Below are 25,088 nucleotides of genomic sequence, written 5' to 3' on the forward strand. Positions count from 1 at the left end.
CAACCTTCCGACAGCTCTGGACAGAAATAGTAAACAGTCTTAATAATGGGCGCCAGGTCGATGCTCATGGATCCTGTCCAGCCGGGAGGCTTGCATGAAACGGTCCAGAACCCTGGTGCTCTCGGTGGTCGGTGCACTGGCCGCCGGGCTCGCAGCGGTGTGGGCGGCACCGGCGGCCAACGCCGCCACAGTCACCGCCACCTTCGTCAAGACGTCCGACTGGGGCTCGGGCTGGGAGGGGAAGTACACGATCACCAACGGTGGCGGCGCCACGGTCACCGGCTGGAAGCTCGCCTTCGACCTGCCCACCGGCACCACGGTGGGCACCTACTGGGACGCACTGCTGACCTCCGGTGGACAGCGGTACACCTTCACCAACCGGTCCTGGAACGGCACCGTCGCCCCCGGCGCCTCGGTCTCCTTCGGATTCCTGGGCAGTGGTCCCGGGGTACCGGCGAACTGCCTGCTCAACGGAGTGGCCTGCGCCGGTGGAGCGCCGCCACCGACCACGCCGCCACCGACCACGCCGCCACCCAGCACGCCGCCACCGACCACGCCGCCACCGACCACGCCGCCACCGACCACGCCGCCACCCAGCACGCCGCCACCGACCTCACCACCACCCACGACACCGCCGCCGACCAGCCCTCCGCCGGTCACCGGGTTGCCCAAGCACATCCTTACCGGCTACTGGCACAACTTCGACAACCCGGCCGTTGAACTGCGGCTGCGCGACGTGCCCATCGAATACGACCTGGTCGCGGTCGCCTTCGCCGACGCCACCAGCACCCCCGGCGCGGTCGGCTTCGCCATCGACCCCGGGCTGGCCGCCGCCCTGGGCGGCTACACCGACGCCGAGTTCTCAGCCGACGTGCGGACGTTGCAGAGCCGGGGCAAGAAGGTGATCATCTCGGTCGGTGGTGAGACCGGCCGGGTCGCGGTCAACGACTCCGCCTCCGCGGTGGCCTTCGCCGACAGCGTGCACGCCCTGATCCAGCGCTACGGCTTCGACGGGGTCGACATCGACCTGGAAAACGGCCTGAACCCGACACACATGGCGCAGGCGCTGCGGTCGCTGCGGTCCAAGGTGGGTAGCCGCCTGATCATCGCAATGGCGCCGCAGACCATCGACATGCAGAACCCGGCCGGCAGCTACTTCAAGCTGGCGCTGGACATCAAGGACATCCTGACCGTGGTGAACACCCAGTTCTACAACTCCGGGGCGATGCTCGGCTGCGACAACAACGCCGCGTACGCCCAGGGGACGGTCAACTTCATCGTCGCGCTGGCCTGCATCCAGTTGGAGGCGGGGCTGCGGCCCGACCAGGTCGGGCTCGGCCTGCCGGCGGGCGCCGGGGCGGCCGGCGGTGGCATCGTCGCGCCCAGCGTGGTCAACGCCGCGCTGGACTGCCTGACCCGGGGGACCAACTGCGGCAGCTTCCGCCCCCCGCGTACCTACCCCGGCCTCCGTGGCGCCATGACCTGGTCGATCAACTGGGACGTCACCAACGGCAACACCTTCGCCCGCACGGTAACCCCCCACCTCCGCACCCTCCCCTAGACCTTCGCGCCGGTCACGCGGTCGTGGCACCTCACAAGAGTCGCGTAGAGGGCAGTCTCCGGTGCCACGACTGCATGACCGCGGGGGTCAGGGGTGGGGTCGGGGGGTGGAGCGGCGGCGGTGTTTCTTGACCGCCCAGGAGACGATCATCAGGGCCAGGAGGGTGAGGATGGCGTAGTCGAACCAGGAGCTGTAGCGGCCGATCTGGTCCCACCGCGAGCCGAGCGCGTAGCCGAGGCCGATGAACAGCCCGTTCCAGATGCCGCTGCCCAGCGTGGTCAGCGCGACGAACTCGACCAGTGGCATCCGGTTGGCCCCCGCCGGCACCGAGACCAGGCTGCGGACCACCGGCGCCATCCGGCCGAAGAACACCGCCCGGCGGCCGTACCTCTCGAACCACCGGTCGGCCTTCTCCAGGTCGTCAAGCTCGACCAGCGGCAGCCGGTCGAGCCAGCGTCTGAGTCGGTTCTCGCCGACGGCCGCGCCGAGCCAGTAGAGCACCAGCGCACCCAGCACCGAGCCGACGGTGGCGGCCACCGTCACCAGGACCACGTTGAACCGGCCCTCACCGGCCAGATATCCGGCCATCGCCAGGACGATTTCGCTCGGGACCGGCGGGACGATGCTCTCCAGGGCGACCAGCAGCGCCACACCCACCTCGCCGCTCGCCTCGATCACCGCGGCCACCCACCCGGTCAGCCCACCAGGTTGGCCGGGTTCGACATCCTGGGCGAGCGCCATGGGAGTGCCTCCGCGGGTCGGCGTGAAAGCCCCTCCTACCCCCCGGTGCGGCCCCACACACCGCTGCGGCCCGCTCACCGCGGATCGGCACCGTCGGTCCAGCCCAGCTGGAAGCCCACCTCCACCGCCCCAGCCGGCTCCCGCCACCAGGTGCCGTTGGACCAATCGAGGCTCCAGATCACGGCACCGTACCGAGCCGCCCGGGTTTGCCGCTGCCCCGCACGGGAGAAGGTTCCGGGGCATGGCTGACAGGTGGTACTCCGAGGCGGTCGTCTACTGCCTAGACATCGACACGTACGCGGACTCCGACGGTGACGGGGTCGGTGACATCCGGGGCCTGATCGGCCGGCTGGACTACCTGGCCCGGCTCGGTGTGACCTGCCTCTGGCTGCATCCCATCCACCCGTCGCCCAACGACGACGACGGGTACGACGTGACCGACTTCTACAACGTCGACCCCCGTTTCGGCACCCTGGGCGACTTCGCCGAACTGCTGCACCAGGCGCGCAACCGGGGCATCCGGGTGATCATCGACCTGGTGGTGAACCACACCTCCGACGAGCACCCGTGGTTCGTCTCGGCCCGCTCGTCGCCGGACTCGCCGTACCGCGACTGGTACGTCTGGTCCGACCAGGAACCGGCCGACCGGCATCAGGGCATGGTCTTCCCCGGTGAACAGCACGAGACCTGGACCTACGACCGAACCGCGAGAGCCTGGTACTACCACCGCTTCTACAAGTTCCAGCCGGACCTGAACACCACCAACCCGCAGGTACGCGACGAGATCAAGAAGATCATGTCGTTCTGGATCCAACTCGGTGTGGCCGGGTTCCGGATGGACGCGGTGCCGTTCATCATCGAACGCACCGAGCCGGGCGACCCCAGCCCGGAACTGGACTTCGAGTTCCTCACCGAACTGCGCCAACACGTGCAGTGGCGGCGCGGCGACGCCGTGCTGCTGGCTGAGGCGAACGTCGAGCCCGACAATCTTCCCGCCTTCTTCGGCGACAGCGGCGGCTCGGCGAATCGGATACACATGCTCTTCGACTTCATGCTCAACGGCCGGCTGATGCTGGCCCTGGCCCGGCAGGACCCGGAGCCGGTGATCGAGGCGCTGCGCGACACCCCGGCGCTGCCAGAGGGTGGGCAGTGGGCCACCTTTCTGCGCAACCACGACGAGATCGACCTTTCCCGGCTCACCGCCGAACAACGCAACGAGGTGTACGGGCAGTTCGGTCCCGAGGAGCACATGCGTATCTACGACCGGGGCATCCGCCGCCGGTTGGCGCCGATGCTGAACAACGACCGGCGGCGCATCGAGCTGGCGTACTCCCTCCAGTTCTCGTTGCGTGGCACTCCGGTGCTGCGCTACGGCGAGGAGATCGGCATGGGGGAGGATCTGTCGCTGCCGGGGCGGGAGGCGATCCGTACCCCGATGCAGTGGTCGTACCAGCGCAATGCCGGCTTCTCCACCGCGGAGCCGGACAAGCTGGTCCGTCCGGTCCTCGACAAGGGCGAGTTCGGATACGAGAAGGTCAACGTCACGCTCCAGCGCCGGGACCGCACCTCGTTGCTGGCGTGGTTCGAGCGGATGATCCGCACGCTCCGGGAGGCCCCGGAGATCGGCTTCGGCTCCACCGCCCACATCGACACCCCGACGCCCCCAGGGGTGTTGGCGCACCGCGCCGACGGGCCGACCGGGACGATGGTCTTCCTGCACAACCTCGGCACCATCGACGCCGAGGTGGACCTCAGCCTGCTCCAGCCGGAGGCGGACCTGCCCATCGACGTGCTCGCCGACCGCAACTACGACGAGGTCGGCAAGCTGGACAAGCTGAAGCTCGCCGGCCACGGCTACCGCTGGATCCGGCTATGCCGCTCCTGGTCCTCGTGATCCTGGCCCTCCTGACCGCACCCCAGCGTGGGTTAGGCTCCTGCCGTCGAGCGAAGTTACCAGGAGGTAGGCATGTTGGAGGGGCAACGGGTCGCCGTCGTGACGGGCGCGGCGCGGGGAATCGGGGCGGCCACGGCCAGGCGGCTGGCCGCCGACGGCCTGGCCGTCGCGGTGGTCGACATCGAGCAGACGGCCACGAAGGAGACCGTCGACGCGATCGTGGCGGCCGGCGGCCGGGCGCTCGGCGTCGGCGCGGACGTGGCGGACCGGGCTCAGGCCGAGGCCGCAGTCGAGCGGGTCGCCGCCGAACTGGGTGCGCCGACCGTGCTGGTCAACAACGCCGGCGTGCTTCGCGACAACCTGCTGTTCAAGATGACCGACGCCGACTGGGACACGGTCATGGGCGTACACCTGCGCGGGGCATTCCTGTTCAGCCAGGCCGCGCAGAAGCACATGGTCGAGGCGAAGTGGGGGCGGATCGTCAACCTTTCCAGCACCTCGGCGCTGGGTAACCGGGGCCAGGCCAACTACTCGGCCGCCAAGGCGGGCCTGCAGGGCTTCACCAAGACGCTCGCCATCGAGCTGGGACCGTTCGGAGTGACCGTCAACGCGGTGGCGCCCGGGTTCATCGTCACCGACATGACGGCGGCCACCGCCGCCCGGATGAAGGTGGACTTCGAGGCGATGCAGAAGCACGCCGTGTCGGAGATCCCGGTCCGCCGGGTGGGCCGGCCCGAGGACGTGGCCCACACCATCTCGTACCTGGTCAGTGAGGGCGCGTCCTTCGTCTCCGGCCAGGTGGTCTACGTCGCCGGGGGCCCTACTGACTGATTGAGGAAGGGCCCCTTCTTGACGCCTCCTGTCTGGGAAGGGGCCCCGCTGCACGCCTGGTTCTCCAGAGCCAGGTCAGGCCGAGGACGGGCAGCACCAGCGGGACGTACCCGTAGCCGCTGCCAAAGCCGGACCAGACGGTCTCGTCGGGAAACAGATCCGGCCGGGCCAGGCTGAACGCCCCGACCCCGACCACGCCGGCCAGCTCCGCGGCACAGCAGACCAGGGCGATCCGGCGGCCCGCGCGCCCGGCCCACGCCAGGCCCGCCGCCGCCACGATGTAGACCACCGCGGCGAGCGCGGAGAGCAGGTACGCCAGCGGCGCCTCGTCGAACCGCGTGGCGATCTGGAGCCCGGCGCGGCTGGTGGCGGCGATCGCGAAGAGCAGGTACACAGCGATCAGCAGCCGCCCGGGGCCGGCGTTGGTCCTCGCCCGGGCGGCCCCCACCTCAGCCACCGAGCACCTCCCACGTCTGCTGGAGCCGGACCACGACCACCGGTGTCACCAGGCAGACCGCGCAGACGATCGCCGACCCCCAGCGGGTCGGCTCCATCCGGGCCAGCACCGCCGCGAGCGGCGGAAGGCAGACCAGCGTCACCAGGTACCCGAAGAACGCACCCGGCTCGCCCGGCTGCGCGCCACCGCCGAGCGCCACGGCGGCCACCACCGCCAGCGCGAGCAGCAGCAATTCCAGCGCGCCCAGACCGATCAGCTGTACCCGATCCGGCGGCCGGTGGCGCAGGGTCGTCGCCAGCGCCCAGCCGGCCACCAACAGCGACAGCACGATGGCGGCGACGGCCAGCCCGCCGTCTACCGGCGAACCGGTGGCGGTCACCGGGCCCGCCCAACGCTCGTTCCGATCACCGGGCCACTCTACTAACCCACGTAGTAAGAGCCCGCGCAGGCCGGGCGACGGAGGACGCCCGCGCCGAGGGGCGGGATCCACCACGGCGGCGACCGGCGCGGTCGACGGGAGGCCGCGCACCGGGCCGCCGGGGACGCGAGCTGCGCAGCAGGGCACCAGGGCGGCGGGCGGCATGCGTGACCGCCCGGAGGACTAGCGTGGACCTTGCCGTGGGTGGGCCGCGGCCAGGCGACGACGGAGGTATGTGATGCGGTTCGGGTTGTTCGGCACCGGCCACTGGGCGGCGGAGACGCACGCCGCGGCGCTCGAAGCGCACCCGAGGGCGGACCTGGCCGGCGTCTGGGGCCGCAACCGGGACAAGGCCGCCGCACTGGCCACCCGCTTCGGCGTACCGGCCTTCGACGATGTCGACGCCCTGATCGAGGCGTGCGACGCGGTCGCCGTGGCCCTGCCCCCGAACGTGCAGGCGGACATCGCGGTCCGGGCCGCCACCGCCGGCCGCCACCTGCTGCTGGACAAGCCACTGGCGCTGACGGTCGCGGACGCCGACCGTGTGGTCGAGGCCGCAGCCGGATCGGGCGTGGCCTCGGTAATCTTCTTCACCGGCCGCTACCAGCCGGACGTCGCCGGCTTCGTCGCCGCGACCGCGGCGGCCGGGGGCTGGCACACCGCGAACGTCATCCGCTTCGCCTCGATCTTCCAGCCCAGCAGCCCGTACGCGCAGTCGCCGTGGCGCCGGGAACACGGCGCGCTGTGGGACATCGGACCGCACGCCCTGGCGGTGCTACTGCCGGTGCTCGGCCGGGTCACCCGGGTGGCGGTCGCCGACGGGCCCGGCGGCCTGGTCCACCTGCTGCTCAGCCACGCCGACGGAGCCACCAGCACGGTGTCGCTGACCCTCGACGCGCCGCCGGAGTCGGTCGCCGCGGAGTTCGTGCTGTACGGCGAGAACGGCATCGAGCGACTCCCCGACGGCGGTGCAAGCGCGGCCACGGCCTTCGGAGTGGCTATCGACCAGCTGATGGCGGAGGTCGACGCCGGAACCCGGGACCACCGCTGCGACGTGCGCTTCGGCCGCGAGGTGGTGGCGGTGCTCGCCGCCGCCGAAACCGCACGCACCCAAGCCACCGTCGGCGAGCTACCCGCCTGAGAACCCCACCCTGGCCCTCATCCAGGGGTGGTATTGGCGGGCGGGGTCGGCGGCTCGCTCGCGGCCTCACTGGCCCGCGAGCATCGGCGGGCCCGGCTGACGGCGGCGCTGCGCGCCAGCCGGCTCGACCAGGACACCCCACTCGGGCATGTCTGGCCTGAGCAGTGGTTGGTGCTGCACCGCTTGCTGCACGCCCGCTGACGCCTCGGCGGCCGGCTCAACCCGCCACGCTCCACGACCGTCCCGGCACACCGGCGAGCCGGGGCGTTTGCCCAACCAGGACCCGGGTAGCCGCAGGCATGCAGGTACAGCGGCTCGGCGCGCCGGGCGACCTCGATCCGTTGCTGGAGCGTGTCCGGGACGCGCGGGTGGTCTTGATCGGGGAGGCGACGCACGGTACCTACGACTACTACCGGATCCGGGAGCAGCTCACCCGACGCCTGATCGCCGAATGCGGCTTCTCCTTCGTGGCCGTCGAGGGCGACTGGCCCGACTGCGACCGGGTGCACCGATCGGTGACCGGTGCCGCAGACGGGTTGGCCGAGCCGCAGATCGCCCTGGAACGCTTCGAGCGTTGGCCCACCTGGATGTGGGCCAACGCCGAGGTTGCCCGCTTCTGCCGGTGGCTGCGCTCCTGGAACATGGAGCGCGCACAGCCGGCCCGGGTCGGTTTCCACGGCCTCGACGTCTACAGCCTCTGGGAGTCGATGCAGGCGATCCTCGACTATCTCGGCGAGGAGGACCCGGCCTCGCTGGAGGCCGCTCAGGACGCGTACCGGTGCTTCGAACCGTACGGCAAGCGGGTCGAGGAGTACGGCATGGCGAGCCGTTTCGTCTCCGCCCGATGCGAGCAGGAGGTGATCCGGCTGCTCGCGCGTACCCGGGAAGTTGCCGCCACCGACGCACCGGGAGCCTTCTCGGCCTGGCAGAACGCGGAGGTCGTGGCCGGCGCGGAGCGCTACTACCGGGAGATGGTCGTTGGTGGCCCCGGATCGTGGAACGTCCGGGACATCCACATGACCGACACCCTGGACCGGCTGCTGGAGCGCTACGGGCCGGGCGCCCGGGGGGTGGTCTGGGCGCACAACACGCACGTGGGTGACGCACGGGCGACCGACATGGCTGCCGACGGGATGGTGAACATCGGCCAGTTGGCCCGGGAGCGCCACGGCGCCGACGAGGTGGCGCTCATCGGGTTCGCGAGCTGGCGCGGCACGGTGATCGCGGCGCCGCGCTGGGGATCGCCCGCCGAGGCGATGGTGGTGCCGCCGGCCCGCGAAGGCTCGGTGGAGCACCGGCTGCACGAGCTGATGCCGGAACGGGCGGTGCTGGTCTTCGGCGGGTCGGACCAGCCGGGTTGGGTCACCGACACCCTCGACCACCGGGCCGTCGGCGTGGTCTACGACCCGTCGTTCGAGTCGTGGGGCAACTATGTACCGACCCGGCTGGGGCAGCGGTACGACGCCCTGATCTGGTGCGACGAGACCACCGCGCTGCACCCGCTGCCCGCCCTGGCCACCCCGGGCGAGATGGAGACGTACCCGGCCGGAGTCTGAACCGTGCGAACGTCGCCGCCGTCGGTGCCTGAAGGCGGCCGTCAGTTGACCGGGGCCCCCTGCTGACGCCAGGCGTTGGCAGGGGGCCCTCCTCAGCCTCAGGTGCCGGCGGGAACCTTGTCGTCGAGCTGGGCGCGCAGCTTCTCGCCCTCGATGTCGACGTTGGGCAGCGCCCGATCGAGCCAGCGAGGCAGCCGCCAGGCCACCTTGCCGAGCAGCGACATCACCGCCGGGACGATGGTCATCCGGACGACGAAGGCGTCGATCGCCACGCCGATGGCGAGCGCGAAGCCGATCGACTTGATCACCGGATCGTCGAGGAAGACGAAGCCACCGAAGACCGACATCATGATCAGCGCGGCGGCGGTGACCACCCGCGCGCCGTGTCCCATCCCGTTGATGGTGGCCTGCTGGGCGGTGTCGCCGTGGACAAAGTCCTCCCGCATCCGGGAGACCAGGAAAACCTCGTAGTCCATGGCCAGACCGAACAGGATGCCGATCAGCAGGATCGGCAGGAAGCTGATCAGTGGGCCCGGCGTGTCCAACCCGACCAGGTCGGCGAGGTGACCCTGCTGGAACACCGCGACCGTGATGCCGAACGTGGCGGCGACGGTCAGCAGGAAACCCAGGGCCGCCTTGACCGGCACCAGCAGGGAACGGAACACCAGCATCAGCAGCAGAATCGACAGGCCCACCACCAGTGCCAGGTAGACCGGCAGCGCGTCGGAGAGCTTTTCGGAGATGTCGATTCCGATCGCGGTCGCCCCGGTGAGCAGCACGTCCGCACCGTCGACCGCGCCGACGGCGGTACGGATGTCGTGCACCATCGTCTCGGTCGCCGGGTCGGTCGGGCCGGTCTGCGGGATCACTCCGAGCAGAGCCGTCCGGCCGTCCGGGCTGAGCTGCGGCGGGGCCACGGCGAGCACGTTGTCGGTGCGCTGGACCAGGGCGGTCACCTGCGGGACCGCCGCGGCGGTTGCCCGGGCGTCGTCGCCGGCGACCACCACCGCGAGGCGGCCCGTGAAGCCTGGCCCGAAGCCCTCGGTGATCAGGTCGTTGGAGACCCGGGCGGGAGTCCCGGCCGGCGCGGCGCCGGCGTCGGGGAGGGCGAGACGCATGTCCGACGCGGGCAGCGCGAGCAGCCCCAGGCCGAGTACGCCGACCAGGATCACCGGTACCCGGAAGCGGGTGATCAGCCGGGCCCAGCGGAAACCGAACGTGAATCGATTCTCGCCGGTTCCGGTGGCGGCCTGCAATGCCGCCCGGCGTTCCGTCGTGTCGCGCCGCTCGGTGGCGCTGTCCTCGGCGTCGGCGTCGGCCGACGGCACCGAGGTGCGCAGCCGGCGGGATAGCACCCGGCGCCCGGCGAAGCCGAGCAGGGCCGGCTGGAGCGTGATCGCCACCAGTACCGCGATCGTCACCGTGCCGGCGGCGGCCAGACCCATCACGGTGAGGAACGGGATGTTCACTACCGCCAGGCCGGCCAGGGCGATGACCACGGTGGAGCCGGCGAAGACCACCGCCGAGCCGGCGGTGCCGACGGCGCGGCCCACCGCCTCGTCGGCCGGGAGGCCGTCGAGCAGGTGCTGCCGGTATCGCGAGCTGATGAAGAGCGAGTAGTCGATTCCGACGGCGAGGCCGAGCATCAGCGCGAGGATCGGCGCGCTGCTGGTCAGTTCGATGGCGCCGCTGAGCGCGAAGAGTCCGGCCATACCGACACCGACACCGATCAGCGCGTTGAGCATGGTCATTCCCGCCGCCACCAGAGAGCCGAAGGTGACCACCAGGACGACGAGGGCCACCGCGACGCCGATCGCCTCGGTGGAGCCGATCTCCGGTTCGGTGTTGAGCACCTCACCGCCGGCGGCCACCTGCCAACCCTGTGCCTGTGCCTCGGCGCCGACCTCCTCGTACGCCTCCCGCTGCTCCGTGGTCACCTGGTCGGCGCCGCCGCTGAACTGCACCTGGATCAGTGCGTACTGGCCGTCGGGGGACACCGCGCCGACCTGGAACGGGTCGACGGCGGCCACCACGCCGGGCACCGTGGTGGCCTCGGCCGTGATCGCCTGGACCACCTCCTGCCCTTCGGGTGTCCCGAGTTGACCGGCGGAGGGCGCCTTGACCGCGATGGTGCCGGTGGCGCCAGCAGCGGCCGGGAACTGCTCGTTGAGCAGGTCCAGCGCCTGCTGCGCCTCAGTGCCGGGCATGGTGAAGTTGTTGGCTGTCGGGCCACGCAGGGTCGCTGCGGCCAGGCCGAGTCCGACGAGTACGACGAGCCAGATCGCGGCGACAAGTCGCCGGCGGCGCATCGAGCCCCGGCCAAGCCGGTAGAGCAGGGTCGCCATGAGGTCCTTTCCCTCGGTCGTGGATTGGTGGGACGGGTCAGTGAGCGGGTTCCAGTGCCCGGCGAAGCAGTGCCAGCAGTGCGGCGCTCAGCGCCTCGTCAGGCACGTCGGCGAACTGGCCGCATTGCTCGGCGATCCCGGCGAGCAGTACCAGCGCGGTGATCCGGGCCGAGGGCCGCTCGGGGTGGCCGGCGAGGGCGTCGATGAGCCGTTCGGAGATCCGCTGGATGTGCGCGAAACCCGGTTGTTGCAGCAGCTCCGGACAATCGCCGCGGAGCAGGGCGATCTCTCTGCGGAACCGGACCGCGAGGTCGACGAAGCCCTCGGCGGCGACCCGCTGTGCCGATGCCGGGTCGGGCTGGGCGGCGATCTGCTCGTCGAGCGACCGCAGCACGCCGGTCGCGGGGGCCATCAGCTCGGTGAGGATGGCCTCCTTGTTGGCGAAGTGGTAGAGCACCGCCGCCTTGGAACAGCCCACCTCGCTGGCGATGTCCTGCAACGACGTCCCCCGGTAGCCGGTGGCGGCGAAGCGGCTCGCCGCGGCGGCCAGGATGTCGCCGTGCGTCTGCGGGGTGGAGCGGACCATGGCCCCCAGCATGCCTGACCGATCGGTCAGATCTGACCGATCGGTCAGATCAGTGGCCTTCGCCACAGCCGGGCCTGCCCCGTGTCCCCGTTGACCTGCGGGTGCCGGGCAGGGATGGTGATTGGGTGACCGGAGCTGACGAGACCCTGGACGGCGTCGCGCTGACCAACCTCGACCAGACGTTGTTCGACGGGTCGGAGGCGACCAAGCGTGACCTGGTCGACTACCTCGACGCGGTGGCCGATCGGCTCGTACCGCAGCTGCGCGGCCGGCCGCTGTCGGTGGTCCGGGCCCGCCCGGGCCAGCCGGCGTTCATGCAGAAGAACCTGCCGCGCCACACCCCGGAATGGGTTCGCCGCGTGCCGGTCTGGGCCGAGGCGTCACGCCGGGAAATCTCGTACGCGCTCTGCGACGACCGTAGGACGCTGCTCTGGTTCGCCAACCAGCGGGCGGTCGAGTACCACCCCACCCTCGCCACGGCCGACGACCTGAGTCGCCCCACCCACCTGGTGCTCGACCTGGACCCACCGCAGGGCGACGGGTTCGCCGCCGCGGTGGCCGCCGCGCTGCTGGTCCGGCAGGCTCTCGCGGACGCCGGGCTGGCGGGCGCGGTGAAGACCAGTGGCGCCAAGGGGGTGCACGTCTTCGTTCCGGTCGAGCCCGGCCCCGACGCCGAGGAGTTGGCCGCCGCGACCCGGGCCCTGGCGGCCCGGGCCGAGCGCCTGGACCCGGCGTTGGCGACCACCGCGTTCATTCGCAATGATCGGGGCGGCAGGGTCTTCGTCGACCCCACCCGCACCGGTGGCGCGACCGTCGCGTCGGTGTACAGCCCACGGCTGCGGCCCGGCGTGCCGGTCTCCTTCCCGGTGCCCTGGGCGGAACTGGAGTCGGTGACGCCGGCTGATTGGACCATCCGGACAGCCGCGGCGCTGCTGAGGCGCCGGGACCCGTGGGCGGAGCTAATGCCGGGGCCGCAGCGGATCCCCACCGAACTGGTCGAGGAGGGGCGGACCATCCCGGTGCCGCGGGTGCAGGCCATGCACGAGGGCCGCCGCCGGGCCCGCGCCGGGCGCGCCGCCGCCGACTGAGTACCCGCAGCAACCCCAGGGGCCGCGGCGGTATCGACGGTGCAAGATCCTATTGGTCGGGCCGCCTCGTGAACGATACGTGAAGGACCCCTGACCGGGGCCTGCCTGGTCAAGGGCCTTCGTGTCGATCGATCAGTGTGCCCCCGGCAGGATTCGAACCTGCGCCCCCGCCTCCGGAGGGCGGTGCTCTATCCCCTGAGCTACGGGGGCTCAGCGACTGGAGAAGACTAGCAAACCGGGTACCCGATCGCCGAATCGGTATCGGCGGGTCGGCTCCGGCCGCTGACGGCCAACCGGTGGTGCTCAGGCGGCCTGGGCGCGCCCGCAGCTGGGCAGCGGGTGCGGCACGATGCGCCGGGGAAGCCGGCGCGGCCATTCGTTCCGGGCCCACGAGCCGTCCACGATCAGGTGGACCGTGCGCTGCTCCGCGCCGCTGAGCCGGAGGACGAAGTCGCGGTACGGGGATGGGTCCATCGACGGTGTGTTGACCATGAACCGGACTCGTCCCCGCGAGGACACGGCCGAGATCACGTCGGCTGCCGGCATGGTGCCGCGTAGCCGGAACCGGCCGATCCAGTAGACCTCGGCCAGGTGTTCCTGGGCGGCCCGGGTGATGGTCGGGTACTCGCCGCGTACCCACCGTTCGACGGCGCCGACGCAGAGTCCGCAGGCCCGCTCCCGGGGCTCGCGTGGGCCCAGCCCCCAGGCCCGCAGGTACGTTCCGACCACTCCCGCGTCCAGTTTGAGCCCGAAGTGTCGTTCGATGAGGATGTGCAGACTCTGGCGGGTCCACAGCTCCTCGTCCAGGCCGAACTCGTCGGGGTGGACGCCCCGAAGGGTGTCGATGAGCTCCAGCTCCTGTTCGCGGCTGAGTGTTCCCGGCTCACCCTGCCGCTGTCCGCGACGGACGGCTGCCACCGCTCCGTCACCGCCGATGGTGTGGCGCCGGCACCAGCTGGTGACCGAACGCCGTGCGTCTCTGAGTGCAACCCCCACGTCCTGCGCAACGAGTCCGAATCCCAACTGGTCACGATATGTATGGAGAAAACTCTCTAAGATAAGTAATCTGGCAAAAACCGGCAAATCGGGCGGCGAGTCGGAGGTGGGTGCGCGCGGTCCGTGCGGCGGCCGGTACCAGTGGCCGGGCGCGCGGACCGCCGCACGAAGTCGAGATCAGGCGTAGACCGTGAAGTACGGGCTCATGGACGTGGTGTGCGCCCTCCCCGCGCTCGTGTAGATGGTGACGATGGTCCGGCCGGTCTTGTAGCTCGGCGGCTGGGTGGCGAGGTTGTGAGTCCAACAGCACCAGCGCCCCGACCGGGTCAGGCGCGCCTGGTTGACCTTCTGGTGCCGGACGCCGCTGACCTCGATCCACACCGAGTAGTAGAAGTAGCTGCTGTCGGGGGTCCGGTTGAAGTAGAAGTCGGCTCGGGCGTTGCTGCCGGTCGAGCCGTAGTCGTAGCACGCAGAAACTGTCTGGTTGGCCTGGTCGCAGCCGCCGATGGCGAGCGCTGGCGACGCGGCGACCACGGTTGTGCCGCCCACGACCAGTGCGATCACGGCGAGGTACCGACCCAACTTTTTGATCATGCTGCAATCCCTTCGACTAGTGCCACTGCCTGTACCAAGGACTCCCGGTCGATCGTCCCGGGACGAGTCTGTCGGGGCCGGTTGCACGGTCGCTATGCGGTCGCTATGCGGTCGCTATGCGTGATCCTCCAGGTTCCTGGGAAGCGGTCTGCCCGTCGGATGGGCAAGTGATCGACCTCGATGACGCGCTACCCTGGCCTCGGTCATGTGACAATGTGACCGCTTCGGCAACGGGGGCCGTGATGAAGTGGAAACTTCTGGGGCCGGTAGAGGTGCACAGGGTCGACCGACAGGTGCGCCACATCCGGCCCCGACAGCGGGCTGTGCTCGCCTATCTGCTACTCAACGCCAACCGGGTGGTCTCCACCGCCCAGCTCATCGATGCGGTATGGGCCCATGACCCTCCGCGAAGTGCCCGGCTGCAGGTGCAGGCGTGCGTCTCCGCACTCCGGCGGGCCATGGTGGCCAATCCGGCGGACGGACCGCTGGTCAGCGAGGCCGGCGGCTACCGGATGGTGGTGGCGAACGGTGAGCTGGACCATGAGGATTTCGTCCAACGGGTGAGCCACGCCCGATCGTCCCAACAGGCCGGGCGGTCCGAGGAGGCGGCCGACCAGCTCCGTTCGGCACTGGTGCTGTGGCGGGGAACGCCGCTCGGCGGCACCAACGGCGCCTTCGTCGCGGATGCCTCGGCAGCCCTGGAGCAACAGCGGCTGGCGGCACACGAGGACTTGGCGGACATCGAGTTGAGCCTCGGGCGGCACGCCTCTCTCGTCCCGGAGCTGTCCGCGTTGGTCAGCGCGAATCCGCTCCGGGAGCGCTTGGCGGCGCAGTTGGTCGTCGCCCTGGCCGGGGCCGGTCAACAGGCGCGGGCCCTACAGGTCTACCAGGATGTGAAGTCCCGGCTCGCCGATGAGTTGGGTCTGGAGCCCGGGTCGGGTCTGAGCGCCGCGCAACTGAGTGTGCTGCGCCAGGACATCCCCGGAAGGCGGCGAGACGGCAGCGCACCGTCGTCGCGGGGCCCGGTGCGGACCGACGGTTGGCGAACCTCTGTCTGAGCGTCGGACGGGGCCGGCGGTGGCATTCTGCCGGGCGGGCCGGTGGCCGCCGGCCCGCCGGCGAGGACGCGAGCGGCCCGCCGGCGGCTTCCGGCGGGCCGCTCGCGTTTCGCATCGGCCCGGAGTGCCTGCCGGCTCTCAGCCGTCGGACACCTGGAGCTTGCGCAGCTCGTTGATCTCCTTCTGCTGCGCCTGCTTCATCGCCTGGGCCATCCGGACCACCTCGGGACGGTCGGAGACCTCGAGCAGACCGTCGGCCATGTGGACACCGCCCAGGTGATGGTTGATCATCAGCCGGATGAAGAGGCGGTCGACCTCGCCGGCCGTCGACTCGTGCAGCTGAGTGATCTCGTCACGGGTCGCCATGCCCGGCATCAGCCCGTCCTGGCCGACCCGCACGCCGTCGGGCATCCACTCCATCGCCGGACGGGAACCGGTCGGCAACAGCTCCCACTCCTGCAACCAGCGCTGCATGTGCCCGATCTGGGCCTGCTGGGTCAGGGCCATGTCGTACCCCATCTGCCGGATCGCCGGATCCTGCCCCTTGTCGTAGGCGATCATGGCCATTTCCACCGCCTGGGCGTGATGGCGGGACATGTCCCGGGCGAAGCCGGCCTCGGCCGACTGCCCGTCCGGGGTGCGACCGGTGGTGAGCGTGGCGGCCGTCCAGCCCACGCCGAGCAGGATCAGTGCGGTCAGGGCCAGGGTCAGGTAGCGCAGAGTCCGGACCGATTGGCGAGGTTCCGCCGGTTCCATCCGCTGTACCACCGGTGCCTCCTGTACCGCACTGGACACGTCAGCCACCGGTCGGCGGGGCCAGCTCGCGCGGCTCGGTGCCGGTGCCGGTCGTGTAGTTGCCGGAGGAACAGGGCACGCCCGGCTCGATCGAGGCGTTCTGCGCCAGCGTGGTGGTGAACTGCTCGATCCGGGAGTCGTCGGCGCTGTCGACCTTGAGCTGGTAGCCCCACGCCTGGACCGAGACCTCCGCGTCCAGGCCCTCGTACGGGCTCATCAGCATGAAGTCGTTGTTGCGGATCAGGCCGGCCAGCCGCTCGACGTCGGCCGCGGGCAGATCGGGGCGGTAGGTGAGCCAGACCGCGCCGTGTTCCATGCTGTGCACGGCGTGCTCGGCGGCGATCGGCGCGTCGTAGACGTCGCCGAGGCAGCGCTGCCAGGCGTTGTTGTGGGCGCCACCGACCGGCGGGCTGTACTTGTACTCGATCGGGCCGGACTGGTGCGACTCGTAGCTGATGCCCTCCGGGTCGCTCTCGCGGTAGTTCACGATGCCGTCGATCTCCGCCGCCTTGTCCTCCCAGGACTGGCTGCCCTTGAAGGTGGCCCAGGCGCCGAATCCGATGATCGCCGTGGCGAGCAGGCCCACCGCGACGAACATCGCGATCGGCCCCCAGGGCCGGCCCTGGCTGACCTTGACCGGAGCGATCGGCTTACGCGGCCCCTTGCCGCCGCCTGCCCGCTGGGGCTTGCCGGACCCGGCCTTGGCGGCCGTCGGCTTGGCGTCGGCGGCGGGCCGACCCGCCGCCGGCTTCTTGCCGGTGCTGACCACGGTCGGGCGGCGCTGCGGGCCGCCCGGGGTGCTGATGCTCATCGGTCCTCGTCAGGTCGGTCGGTCAGGGGCTCTGGCGGCCCGGCCCCCGATGCCGGGTCGCCGCCGCGGGGACCGAGTCTACCCCCGATAACATGGGTCGGTGACTCCCGCAGAACTCGCCGAAGCCGTCCTCGCCGCCGCTCACGCCGTCTTCGCCGAACGAGGGCTGGACCGCTCCGCGCTGCCGGAGCACACGACGGTCGAGCGCCCCCGCAACCCCGATCACGGCGACTACGCCGTCACGCTGGCGCTTCAGCTGAGCAAGAAGGTGGGTATGCCGCCGCGCGAGCTGGCCGCCGGGCTGGCCGCCCAGCTCGGCAGCGCGCCGGGGATCAAGTCGGTGGAGATCGCCGGTCCGGGCTTCCTCAACATCCGGCTCGACGCCGCCGCCGCCGGCCAGCTCGCCCGCTCGATCGTCGAGGCCGGCGAGGCGTACGGCCGGAGCGATCGGCTCACCGGCCTCAAGATCAATCTGGAGTTCGTCTCGGCCAACCCGACCGGCCCGGTGCACATCGGCGGGGTGCGCTGGGCGGCCGTCGGCGACGCGTTGAGCCGCCTGCTCCGCGCCACCGGCGCGGACGTCGGCACCGAGTACTACTTCAACGACGCGGGTTCCCAGATAGACCGGTTCGCCCGCTCGTTGCTCGCCGCCGCCAAGGGGGAACCGGCACCGGAGGACGGCTACGGCGGGGCGTACCTCGCCGAGATCGCCGAGCAGGTGACCACCCGGCGGCCAGACGTGCTCACCCTGGACGACGCCGCCGCCCAGGAGATCTTCCGGGTCGAGGGCGTGGCGTTGATGTTCACCGAGATCAGGTCCTCGTTGAGTGATTTCGGGGTCGAGTTCGACACCTACTTCAACGAGAAGGACCTGCACGACCGGGGCGAGCTGGAGCACGCCCTGACCCGGCTGCGCGAGCAGGGCCACGTCCTGGACTCCGACGGGGCCACCTGGCTGCGTACCACCGACTTCGGCGACGACAAGGACCGGGTACTGCGCAAGTCCAACGGCGAGTGGACGTACTTCGCCGCGGACTGCGCGTACTACCTGGACAAGCGGGAGCGCGGCTTCGACCGGGTGGTGATCATGCTCGGCGCGGACCACCACGGCTACGTGGGTCGGATGAGGGCGATGGCGGCCTGCTTCGGTGACGAACCCGCACAGACCCTGGAGATCCTCATCGGTCAGCTGGTCAACCTGGTCCGCGACGGCGTGCCGGTGCGGATGAGCAAGCGGGCCGGCACCGTGGTCACCCTGGAGGACCTGGTCGACGCGATCGGCGTGGACGCCGCCCGGTACGCGTTGGCCCGCTACTCCAGCGACTCGCCGATCGACATCGACATCGAGCTGTGGACCCGGGCGACCCGCGACAACCCGGTCTACTACGTGCAGTACGTGGCGGCCCGGACGGCCAGCGTCGGGCGTAACGCCGCCGAGGTCGGCCTGACCCGGGGTGACACCGGGTCGTTCCGCCCCGAACTGCTCGACCACGACAAGGAGAACGAGTTGCTCAAGGCGCTCGCCGGGCTGCCAGCCGTGGTGGCCGCCGCCGCCGAACTGCGCGAGCCGCACCGGGTGGCCCGTTTCCTGGAGGATCTGGCCGGGGCGTACCACCGGTTCTACGACAACTGCCGGATCCTGCCCCGCGGCGACGAGGAGATCACCGACCGGCACCGGGCCCGGCTCTGGCTCAACGACGCCACCCGGGTGGTCATCGCCAACGGTCTGCGCCTGCTCGGCGTCTCGGCCCCGGAGAGGATGTAGCAGTGCGGGCTCACGAAGCGGGTGCGTTGCACGGCGACATCGGCAACCGGGGGCCGGCCTGGCTGCGTACCCCGGCTGACGTCAACGCCCTGGTGCCGCAGCTGTGGCCGCGCAACGTGACGCGCGGCGTCGACGGCTCGTTGGCCGTCGCGGGCCTGGGCGTACGCGACATCGCCGCCGAGTTCGGCACCCCGGTCTACGTCCTGGACTCCGACGACCTGCGGTCGCGCTGCCGGGACTTCCGGGCCGCCTTCCCCACCGAGGACGTCTACTACGCCGGCAAGGCATTCCTCTGCCGGGCTGTGGTCCGGACGATCGCCGAGGAGGGCCTTTTCCTCGACGTGTGCAGCGGCGGCGAGCTGGCCGTGGCGCTGTTCGGCGGGATGCCGCCGGAGCGGATCGGGTTCCACGGCAACAACAAGTCGACGGCCGAGCTGAGTCGGGCGCTGGACGCCGGGGTCGGTCGGATCATCGTCGACTCGTTCGGCGAGATCGACCGGCTCACCGAGCTGGCCCGCGAGCGCGGCGTACGGCCCAGGGTGTTGATCCGGGTCACCGTAGGCGTGGAGGCGCACACCCACGAGTTCATCGCCACCGCCCACGAGGACCAGAAGTTCGGCTTCTCGCTGGCCGGCGGGGCCGCCATCGCCGCCGCGCTGCGCATCCTCGACGCCGACGTGCTGGAGCTGCGTGGGCTGCACTCACACATCGGCTCACAGATCTTCGACACCAGCGGGTTCGAGGTCTCCGCCCGCCGGGTCCTCGCCCTGCAGGCCCAGATCCGCGACGCGCGCGGGGTGGAGCTGCCCGAGCTGGACCTCGGCGGTGGCTTCGGCATCGCGTACACCTCGCAGGACGACCCGGCGGCCCCGCACGACCTGGCCAAGCGGCTCCGCAAGATCGTCGACTTGGAGTGCGCGGCGGAGCGGCTGGTCGTACCGCGGCTCTCCATCGAGCCCGGCAGGGCGATCGTCGGCCCGGCCGTGTTCACCCTCTACCAGGTCGGCACGGTCAAGGACGTCGACGGAATCCGCACCTATGTCAGCGTCGACGGCGGGATGAGCGACAACATCCGTACCGCGCTCTACGACGCGTCGTACTCGGCGACACTGGCCTCCCGGGCGAGCATCGCCGAGCCGATGCTCGCCCGCGTGGTGGGAAAGCACTGTGAGTCCGGGGACATCGTGGTGAAGGATGAATTCCTGCCCGCCGACGTGCAGCCCGGAGATCTTGTCGCGGTACCCGGTACGGGTGCCTACTGCCGCAGCATGGCCAGCAACTACAACCACGTACCCCGCCCGCCGGTGGTCGAGGTGCGTGACGGCCGGGCCCGGCTGATCGTTCGACGGGAGACCGAAGAGGACCTGCTCGCTTTGGATGTGGGATGACGTCACCTGTGCGCCTCGCGCTGCTCGGCTGCGGCACCGTCGGTGCCGAGGTGGTCCGGCTGCTGCACGAGCAGTCGACCGACCTCGCCGCCCGGATCGGTGCCCCGCTGGAGATCGCCGGCATCGCCGTACGCCGGACCGGGCGTGACCGCGGCGGCCTGCCGATCGATCCGGCCCTGTTCACCACCGACGCGCTCGGGCTGATCAAGCGTGACGACGTCGACGTGGTGGTCGAGGTGGTCGGCGGGATCGAGCCGGCGCGCGGCTGGCTGGTAGAGGCGCTGCGGGCTGGCAAGAGCGTGGTCACCGCCAACAAGGCGCTACTCGCCGAGGACGGTGGGGCGCTGCACGACGCGGCGGTGGAGGGGAGCGGCGACCTCTACTACGAGGCGTCCGTGGCCGGTGCCATCCCGCTGCTGCGCCCGCTGCGTGAGTCGCTGCACGGCGACCGCATCACCCGGGTCACCGGCATCGTCAACGGCACCACCAACTTCATCCTCTCCGCCATGCACGCCACCGGCGCCGGCTTCGCCGAGGCGCTGGACGAGGCGACCGAACTGGGGTACGCGGAAGCCGACCCCACCGCCGACGTGGAGGGCTTCGACGCCGCCGCGAAGGCCGCCATCCTCGCCTCGCTCGCCTTCCACACCCGGGTCGGCGCCGCCGACGTGCACCGGGAGGGCATCACCGAGGTCACCGCCGCCGACGTGGCCAGCGCCAAGGCGATGGGTTGCACGATCAAACTGCTCTGTATCGCCGCTCGGGGCGCCGACGGGCGGGGCCAGGAGACGGTCGGCGTTCGGGTACATCCGGCGATGATCCCGCTGACCCACCCCCTGGCCAGCGTCGGCGACGCGTTCAACGCGGTCTTCGTCGAGGCGGAGGCGGCCGGGCAGTTGATGTTCTACGGGCGCGGTGCCGGCGGCGCCCCGACCGCCAGCGCGGTGCTCGGCGACGTGGTGGCGGTGGCCCGCAACCGGCTGGCCGGGGTCCGCGCGGCCAGCGAGTCCGCCTACGCCGACCTGCCGGTACGGCCGATGGGGGAGGCGCTCACCCGCTACCACATCAGCCTCGACGTGGCCGACCGTCCCGGTGTACTGGAATCGGTTGCCGGGGTGTTCGCCCGGCACGACGTGTCGATCGCCACCGTGCGGCAGGGGCCAGCCGGTGGTTCCGCCGGCGGGGCCGGCGAAGCGGTGCTCGTCATCGTGACCCATGTCGCGCCGGACGCGGCCCTGGCGGCGACCGTGCGGGAACTGCGTGGCCTGGACATCGTCCGGTCCGTGGCGAGCGTGCTGCGGGTCGAGGGCGGACTGTGAGAGGCGAGGAGAGCGACATGTGGCGGGGTCTGATCGAGGCGTACCGGGAAAGGCTGCCGGTCACCGACGCCACGCCCGTCATCACGCTGCACGAGGGGAACACGCCACTGCTGCCCGCTCCGGTGCTCTCTGCCCGGCTGGGCTGCGACGTGTACCTCAAGGTGGAGGGCGCCAACCCGACCGGCTCGTTCAAGGACCGGGGCATGACGATGGCCGTCTCGAAGGCGGTCGAGGCGGGCAACAAGGCCATCATCTGCGCCTCCACCGGCAACACCAGCGCCTCCGCCGCCGCGTACGCGGCCCGCGCCGGGGTGACCTGCGCGGTGCTGGTGCCGCAGGGCAAGATCGCGTTGGGCAAGCTGGCCCAGGCGCTGGTGCACGGTGCCCGACTGCTCCAGGTCAACGGAAACTTCGACGACTGTCTGGCGCTGGCGGCCAAGCTCGCCCAGGACTATCCGGTGGCGCTGGTCAACTCGGTCAACATCGACCGGTTGCACGGTCAGAAGACGGCGGCCTTCGAGATCGTCGAGGCGCTCGGTGACGCCCCCGACATCCACTGCCTGCCGGTGGGCAACGCCGGCAACATCTCCGCGTACTGGATGGGCTACAGCGAGGATCTCGCTGCGGGCAATGCCACCCGCTCCCCGAAGATGTACGGCTTCCAGGCGGCCGGTGCGGCGCCCATCGTGACCGGGCAGGTGGTGCCCGAGCCCTCCACGATCGCCACCGCCATCCGGATCGGCAATCCGGCGAGCTGGACGAAGGCCCTGGACGCGCGGGACGCCTCCGGCGGCATGATCGAGGCGGTCTCCGACCGGGAGATCCTGACGGCGTACCGGCTGCTGGCCCGGGAGGTCGGTGTCTTCGTGGAGTTGGGCAGCGCGGCAAGCGTCGCCGGCCTGCTCCAGCAGGCCGCCGCCGGCCGGGTGCCGGCCGGCGCCACGGTCGTCTGCACGGTCACCGGGCACGGCCTGAAGGACCCGGAGTGGGCCATCTCCACCGCACCCGTCCCGGTCACCATCGCCAACGACCCGCTGGCCGCGGCTCGCTCCCTCGACCTAGCCTGAGGCCGCCGGTCCATCCGGCGAAACGTAGCGTGGTCGACTCGGCGGTGCGTACCGGAAGGAGGCGCCGGCCACGGGTGATCTGGGTAGCCGGGGTCAGGCGCGGGCGGTCGGGCGGGTCAGCGGCGGAGGGCGACGGCACCGGCCACGGTGTGTGTGACCAGCCCGAGTACCTCCTGGCGCGACACGTCGTGCTCGGTCAGGTAGCTCCAGCCCGCGTAGAGCTGTGCCCAGAGCACCGACTGCACCCAGGCGGAGGGTAGCGCCGGGTCGATGCTGCCGTCGGCGTGGCCCCGGGCGACCAGGCTGTGGAAGTCGGCGTCGCAGACCTGCGTGGCCCAGGCCGGGTCGGCGACCAGTTGGGGATCAGCGAAGATCAGCGACAGCAGGTCGCCCAGGTCGAAGTATTCGGCGCAGAGCCGGTGCAGGGCCTCGGCGCCACTGCCGGAGCCCAGGCGCGCACGGGTGGTGGCCCGGTTCAGCCGGGCGACGCCTTCGGCGATCACCCCGGCCAGCAGGTCCGACCGCTCGGCGAAGTAGCGGTGCAGGGTGGTGCGGCCGACGTTGGCGGCGGTGGCGATCTCGCCCAGGCTGGCCGCCGGGTTGCGGCTGAGCACCTCGATCGCCGCCTGCAGGATGGCCTGCCGGGTCCGGGCCCGGCTGCCGCTCTCCTCGGTAGTCACCACCGCCAAAGGTTACCAATGTCCATATTCGGAATTCAGCTTGCCCGCAGTGGAACAGTGATGTTCCATTGCGGGGTGACTGAAACCGCCGTTCCTGCCCTGACCGACCCTCAGCCGGCCCGCGCCGACCCTGAACCGGCCGTCCAGCGGGCCCGCACCGGCCTGCTGCTGGCGTACCTCAGGCCGCACTGGCCGGCCATGCTGCTCGGGCTGCTGCTCGGCCTGGTGGCCAACGCGGCCGGGCTGGCCACCCCGCTGGTGACCAAATGGGTGCTGGACACTCTCGGCACCGGCGGTTCGCTGGCCCGCCCGGTGGCAGTGCTGCTGGCCCTCGTCGTCGTCGGCGCCGCCATCACGCTGTGGCAGTGGATGCTGATGGGGGGCGTCGCCGAGCGGGTCGTGCTCGACGCCAGGGCTGGGGTGATCCGGCGCTACTTCGCCGCCCGGATCGATCAGCTGACCCGCCGGTCGGGCGGTGAGCTGGTCACCCGGGCCACCTCCGACCCGGGGCTGCTGCACCAGGCCTCCGGTAGCCTTGTCGGGCTGATCAATGGCGCGGTCGCACTGGTCGGAACGCTGGTGCTGATGGGCACGCTGGACGTGGTGCTACTGGGCGTAACCCTGGTCGCGGTGGTCGCCGTCGCGGTGCTGATGGGGCTGCTGTTGCCGTCGATCGGTCGAGCCCAGGAGGCGGCGCAGGAGTCGGTGGGGCGTCTCGGTGGGGCGCTGGAGGGCTCGCTGCGCGCCATCCGGACGGTCAAGGCCAGCCGGGCCGAGCAGCGCCAGGCAGCCCTGATCACCACGCACGCCGAGGACTCGGCACGGCACGGTATTCACGCCGCCCGGCGCGCCGCAACGGTCTGGACCATCTCCTGGACCGGAATCCAGCTCGCCGTGATCGTCATTCTCGGGGTCGGCGCCGCCCGCGCCGGGCGGGGCCTGATCGAGGTCTCCACGCTCATCGCCTTCCTGCTCTACGCCTTCCAGTTGATGGGCCCGATCAGCGACCTGACCCAGAACATGACCGCCATGCAGGCCGGCATCGCGGCGGCCGGCCGGCTGCGGGAGATCGAGGCCATCGCGGTCGAGCCCGGCGGGCCGCCGGCCGGCACCGCGCCGGCTGGGCATGCCGGGCTGGCTGGGCATGCCGGGCTGGCTGGGTCGCCCCGGGCCGGTGCCGCCGTGCTGGCCTTCCAGGGTGTCACCGCGCGGTACGCGCCGGGCGTGCCGCCCGCGGTACGCGACATCGACCTGGAGATCCCCCGGTTCGGCCACACCGCGATCGTCGGTCCCTCCGGCGCGGGCAAGACCACCCTCTTCTCCCTGCTGCTGCGCTTCCTCGAACCGGAGCGGGGCCGGCTGCTGCTCGACGGCCGGCCCTACCCGGACCACAGCCCCGAGGAGATCCGGGGCCGGCTTGCCTATGTCGAGCAGGAGGCCCCGGTCGTACCGGGCACCGTCGGGGACAACCTGCGGTTCACCCACCCGGACGCCACCGACGCCGAACTGTGGGCCGCGCTGCGGGCGGTCGACCTGCACGACCGGGTCGGTGCGCTGGACCTCGGGCTGGACACGCCGCTGGCCGCCACCACCGTTTCCGGCGGTGAGCGGCAGCGCATCGCGCTGGCCCGGGCCGTGCTGCGTACCCCGGACGTGCTGTTGCTCGACGAGGCGACCTCGCAGGTCGACGGGCTGACCGAGGCGGCGATCGCCCGCTGTGTCCGGCAACGGGCCGCCTCGGGGGCGGTGGTGACCATCGCCCACCGGCTGTCCACCGTGCTCGACGCCGATCAGATCGTGGTGATGGACAGCGGCCGGATCCGGGCGGTCGGCGACCACGCGACCCTGCTGCACGGCGATGAGCTGTACCGGGACCTGGTGGCGTCGCTGCGCATCGGCGCCAGCGGGGCCGCGCCCGCCCCGGAGGTCGGCGGACGGACCGGGTCGGGCAGACTGCTCCTACCCCTCGACCGCCTCCCTCAGGAGTGAGTCACGCC

General features: G+C 71.2%; 20 protein-coding genes, 1 tRNA gene and 4 pseudogenes. 13 read left to right on the forward strand and 12 right to left on the reverse strand.

Features of this window, described 5'->3' with window-relative positions:
• The first annotated feature begins 94 nt into the window (after positions 1 to 94).
• Positions 95 to 1,561 carry a chitinase gene (locus ACFHWY_RS03585; protein ID WP_416578592.1) on the forward strand — a complete coding sequence of 489 codons (1,467 nt, stop codon included), beginning with the start codon at positions 95 to 97 and terminating at the stop codon, positions 1,559 to 1,561.
• Positions 1,562 to 1,648: 87 nt separating this feature from the next.
• On the opposite strand, the gene ACFHWY_RS03590 is transcribed toward ACFHWY_RS03585, so the two are convergent.
• A complete protein-coding gene (locus ACFHWY_RS03590; RefSeq protein WP_416578593.1) occupies positions 1,649 to 2,302 on the reverse strand; it encodes a DedA family protein in 654 nt (217 codons plus the stop codon).
• Positions 2,303 to 2,543: 241 nt separating this feature from the next.
• Here ACFHWY_RS03590 and ACFHWY_RS03595 point away from each other — a divergent pair, with 241 nt between their 5' ends.
• Both ACFHWY_RS03595 and fabG read left to right on the forward strand, forming a co-directional pair.
• Positions 2,544 to 4,196, forward strand: coding sequence for an alpha-amylase family protein (locus ACFHWY_RS03595; protein ID WP_416578594.1), 1,653 nt, complete (start codon positions 2,544 to 2,546; stop codon positions 4,194 to 4,196).
• Positions 4,197 to 4,271: 75 nt separating this feature from the next.
• Positions 4,272 to 5,027, forward strand: a complete 756-nt coding sequence (gene fabG / locus ACFHWY_RS03600) for a 3-oxoacyl-ACP reductase FabG (protein WP_416578683.1) — start codon at positions 4,272 to 4,274, stop codon at positions 5,025 to 5,027.
• Here the strand turns inward: fabG and ACFHWY_RS03605 are convergent.
• Together ACFHWY_RS03605 and ACFHWY_RS03610 are read right to left on the reverse strand one after the other, a co-directional pair.
• Positions 5,000 to 5,484 (reverse strand): annotated as a pseudogene (locus ACFHWY_RS03605) (hypothetical protein). The gene fabG and the pseudogene ACFHWY_RS03605 sit on opposite strands and share 28 nt — an antisense overlap.
• The gene (locus tag ACFHWY_RS03610) at positions 5,477 to 5,863 is read right to left on the reverse strand and encodes a hypothetical protein (RefSeq protein ID WP_416578595.1); all 387 of its coding nucleotides are present in this window, start codon (positions 5,861 to 5,863) and stop codon (positions 5,477 to 5,479) included. Before ACFHWY_RS03610 ends, ACFHWY_RS03605 begins: the two are co-directional and overlap by 8 nt.
• Positions 5,864 to 6,140: 277 nt before the next feature.
• On the opposite strand from ACFHWY_RS03610, the gene ACFHWY_RS03615 reads away from it, so the two are divergent.
• The 3 genes and pseudogenes from ACFHWY_RS03615 to ACFHWY_RS03625 all read left to right on the forward strand — a co-directional run bounded on the left by ACFHWY_RS03615 (position 6,141) and on the right by ACFHWY_RS03625 (position 8,599).
• Positions 6,141 to 7,043, forward strand: a complete 903-nt coding sequence (locus tag ACFHWY_RS03615; protein WP_416578596.1) for a Gfo/Idh/MocA family protein — start codon at positions 6,141 to 6,143, stop codon at positions 7,041 to 7,043.
• 42 nt (positions 7,044 to 7,085) lie between these two features.
• Positions 7,086 to 7,244: pseudogene (locus ACFHWY_RS03620) on the forward strand (ErmE/ErmH/ErmO/ErmR family 23S rRNA (adenine(2058)-N(6))-methyltransferase); the annotation flags it as partial.
• Positions 7,245 to 7,342: 98 nt separating this feature from the next.
• Positions 7,343 to 8,599 carry an erythromycin esterase family protein gene (locus tag ACFHWY_RS03625; protein ID WP_416578597.1) on the forward strand — a complete coding sequence of 419 codons (1,257 nt, stop codon included), beginning with the start codon at positions 7,343 to 7,345 and terminating at the stop codon, positions 8,597 to 8,599.
• Between the two features lie 98 nt (positions 8,600 to 8,697).
• On the opposite strand, the pseudogene ACFHWY_RS03630 reads toward ACFHWY_RS03625, so the two are convergent.
• The 3 genes and pseudogenes from ACFHWY_RS03630 to ACFHWY_RS03640 all read right to left on the reverse strand — a co-directional run.
• A pseudogene (locus ACFHWY_RS03630) lies at positions 8,698 to 9,825 on the reverse strand (MMPL family transporter); the annotation flags it as partial.
• A 113-nt stretch (positions 9,826 to 9,938) separates the two neighbouring features.
• Positions 9,939 to 10,944, reverse strand: a pseudogene (locus ACFHWY_RS03635) (MMPL family transporter); the annotation flags it as partial.
• Positions 10,945 to 10,981: 37 nt separating this feature from the next.
• Positions 10,982 to 11,530, reverse strand: coding sequence for a TetR/AcrR family transcriptional regulator (locus ACFHWY_RS03640; RefSeq protein ID WP_416578598.1), 549 nt, complete (start codon positions 11,528 to 11,530; stop codon positions 10,982 to 10,984).
• 125 nt (positions 11,531 to 11,655) lie between these two features.
• On the opposite strand from ACFHWY_RS03640, the gene ACFHWY_RS03645 reads away from it, so the two are divergent.
• On the forward strand, positions 11,656 to 12,618 hold the full coding sequence (locus tag ACFHWY_RS03645) for a DNA polymerase domain-containing protein (protein WP_416578599.1): 963 nt from the start codon (positions 11,656 to 11,658) through the stop codon (positions 12,616 to 12,618).
• 138 nt (positions 12,619 to 12,756) lie between these two features.
• On the opposite strand, the gene ACFHWY_RS03650 is transcribed toward ACFHWY_RS03645, so the two are convergent.
• The 3 genes from ACFHWY_RS03650 to ACFHWY_RS03660 form a co-directional block, all read right to left on the reverse strand.
• Positions 12,757 to 12,828 (reverse strand) — tRNA-Arg (locus tag ACFHWY_RS03650).
• 93 nt (positions 12,829 to 12,921) lie between these two features.
• Complete coding sequence (locus ACFHWY_RS03655) at positions 12,922 to 13,614, reverse strand: winged helix-turn-helix domain-containing protein (RefSeq protein WP_416578684.1); 693 nt, start codon at positions 13,612 to 13,614, stop codon at positions 12,922 to 12,924.
• Between the two features lie 177 nt (positions 13,615 to 13,791).
• A complete protein-coding gene (locus tag ACFHWY_RS03660) occupies positions 13,792 to 14,208 on the reverse strand; it encodes a hypothetical protein (RefSeq protein ID WP_416578600.1) in 417 nt (138 codons plus the stop codon).
• Positions 14,209 to 14,450: 242 nt separating this feature from the next.
• Between ACFHWY_RS03660 and ACFHWY_RS03665 the strand changes: the two genes are divergently transcribed.
• Entirely contained in the window at positions 14,451 to 15,266 is an 816-nt protein-coding gene (locus ACFHWY_RS03665) for an AfsR/SARP family transcriptional regulator (RefSeq protein ID WP_416578601.1), read from the forward strand.
• A 138-nt stretch (positions 15,267 to 15,404) separates the two neighbouring features.
• On the opposite strand, the gene ACFHWY_RS03670 is transcribed toward ACFHWY_RS03665, so the two are convergent.
• Complete coding sequence (locus ACFHWY_RS03670; RefSeq protein WP_416578602.1) at positions 15,405 to 16,061, reverse strand: DUF305 domain-containing protein; 657 nt, start codon at positions 16,059 to 16,061, stop codon at positions 15,405 to 15,407.
• 1 nt (position 16,062) lies between these two features.
• Positions 16,063 to 16,872: a DUF3105 domain-containing protein gene (locus tag ACFHWY_RS03675; protein WP_416578603.1), complete on the reverse strand. Its 810-nt coding sequence runs from the start codon at positions 16,870 to 16,872 to the stop codon at positions 16,063 to 16,065.
• 100 nt (positions 16,873 to 16,972) lie between these two features.
• Between ACFHWY_RS03675 and argS the strand changes: the two genes are divergently transcribed.
• The 4 genes from argS to thrC are packed head-to-tail and all read left to right on the forward strand — an operon-like array spanning position 16,973 to position 22,411.
• Positions 16,973 to 18,637, forward strand: coding sequence for an arginine--tRNA ligase (argS, locus tag ACFHWY_RS03680; RefSeq protein WP_416578604.1), 1,665 nt, complete (start codon positions 16,973 to 16,975; stop codon positions 18,635 to 18,637).
• 2 nt (positions 18,638 to 18,639) lie between these two features.
• Complete coding sequence (lysA, locus tag ACFHWY_RS03685; RefSeq protein ID WP_416578605.1) at positions 18,640 to 20,025, forward strand: diaminopimelate decarboxylase; 1,386 nt, start codon at positions 18,640 to 18,642, stop codon at positions 20,023 to 20,025.
• Positions 20,026 to 20,033: 8 nt separating this feature from the next.
• Positions 20,034 to 21,344, forward strand: coding sequence for a homoserine dehydrogenase (locus ACFHWY_RS03690; protein WP_416578685.1), 1,311 nt, complete (start codon positions 20,034 to 20,036; stop codon positions 21,342 to 21,344).
• Between the two features lie 17 nt (positions 21,345 to 21,361).
• Entirely contained in the window at positions 21,362 to 22,411 is a 1,050-nt protein-coding gene (gene thrC, locus ACFHWY_RS03695; protein ID WP_416578606.1) for a threonine synthase, read from the forward strand.
• Positions 22,412 to 22,527: 116 nt separating this feature from the next.
• Here thrC and ACFHWY_RS03700 read toward each other — a convergent pair whose 3' ends face one another.
• On the reverse strand, positions 22,528 to 23,094 hold the full coding sequence (locus tag ACFHWY_RS03700) for a TetR/AcrR family transcriptional regulator (protein ID WP_416578607.1): 567 nt from the start codon (positions 23,092 to 23,094) through the stop codon (positions 22,528 to 22,530).
• A gap of 72 nt (positions 23,095 to 23,166) precedes the next feature.
• On the opposite strand from ACFHWY_RS03700, the gene ACFHWY_RS03705 reads away from it, so the two are divergent.
• Complete coding sequence (locus tag ACFHWY_RS03705; RefSeq protein WP_416578608.1) at positions 23,167 to 25,080, forward strand: ABC transporter ATP-binding protein; 1,914 nt, start codon at positions 23,167 to 23,169, stop codon at positions 25,078 to 25,080.
• Positions 25,081 to 25,088: the final 8 nt, after the last annotated feature.

The organism is Micromonospora sp. LOL_024, from assembly GCF_048060415.1.
Lineage (GTDB): Bacteria > Actinomycetota > Actinomycetes > Mycobacteriales > Micromonosporaceae > Micromonospora.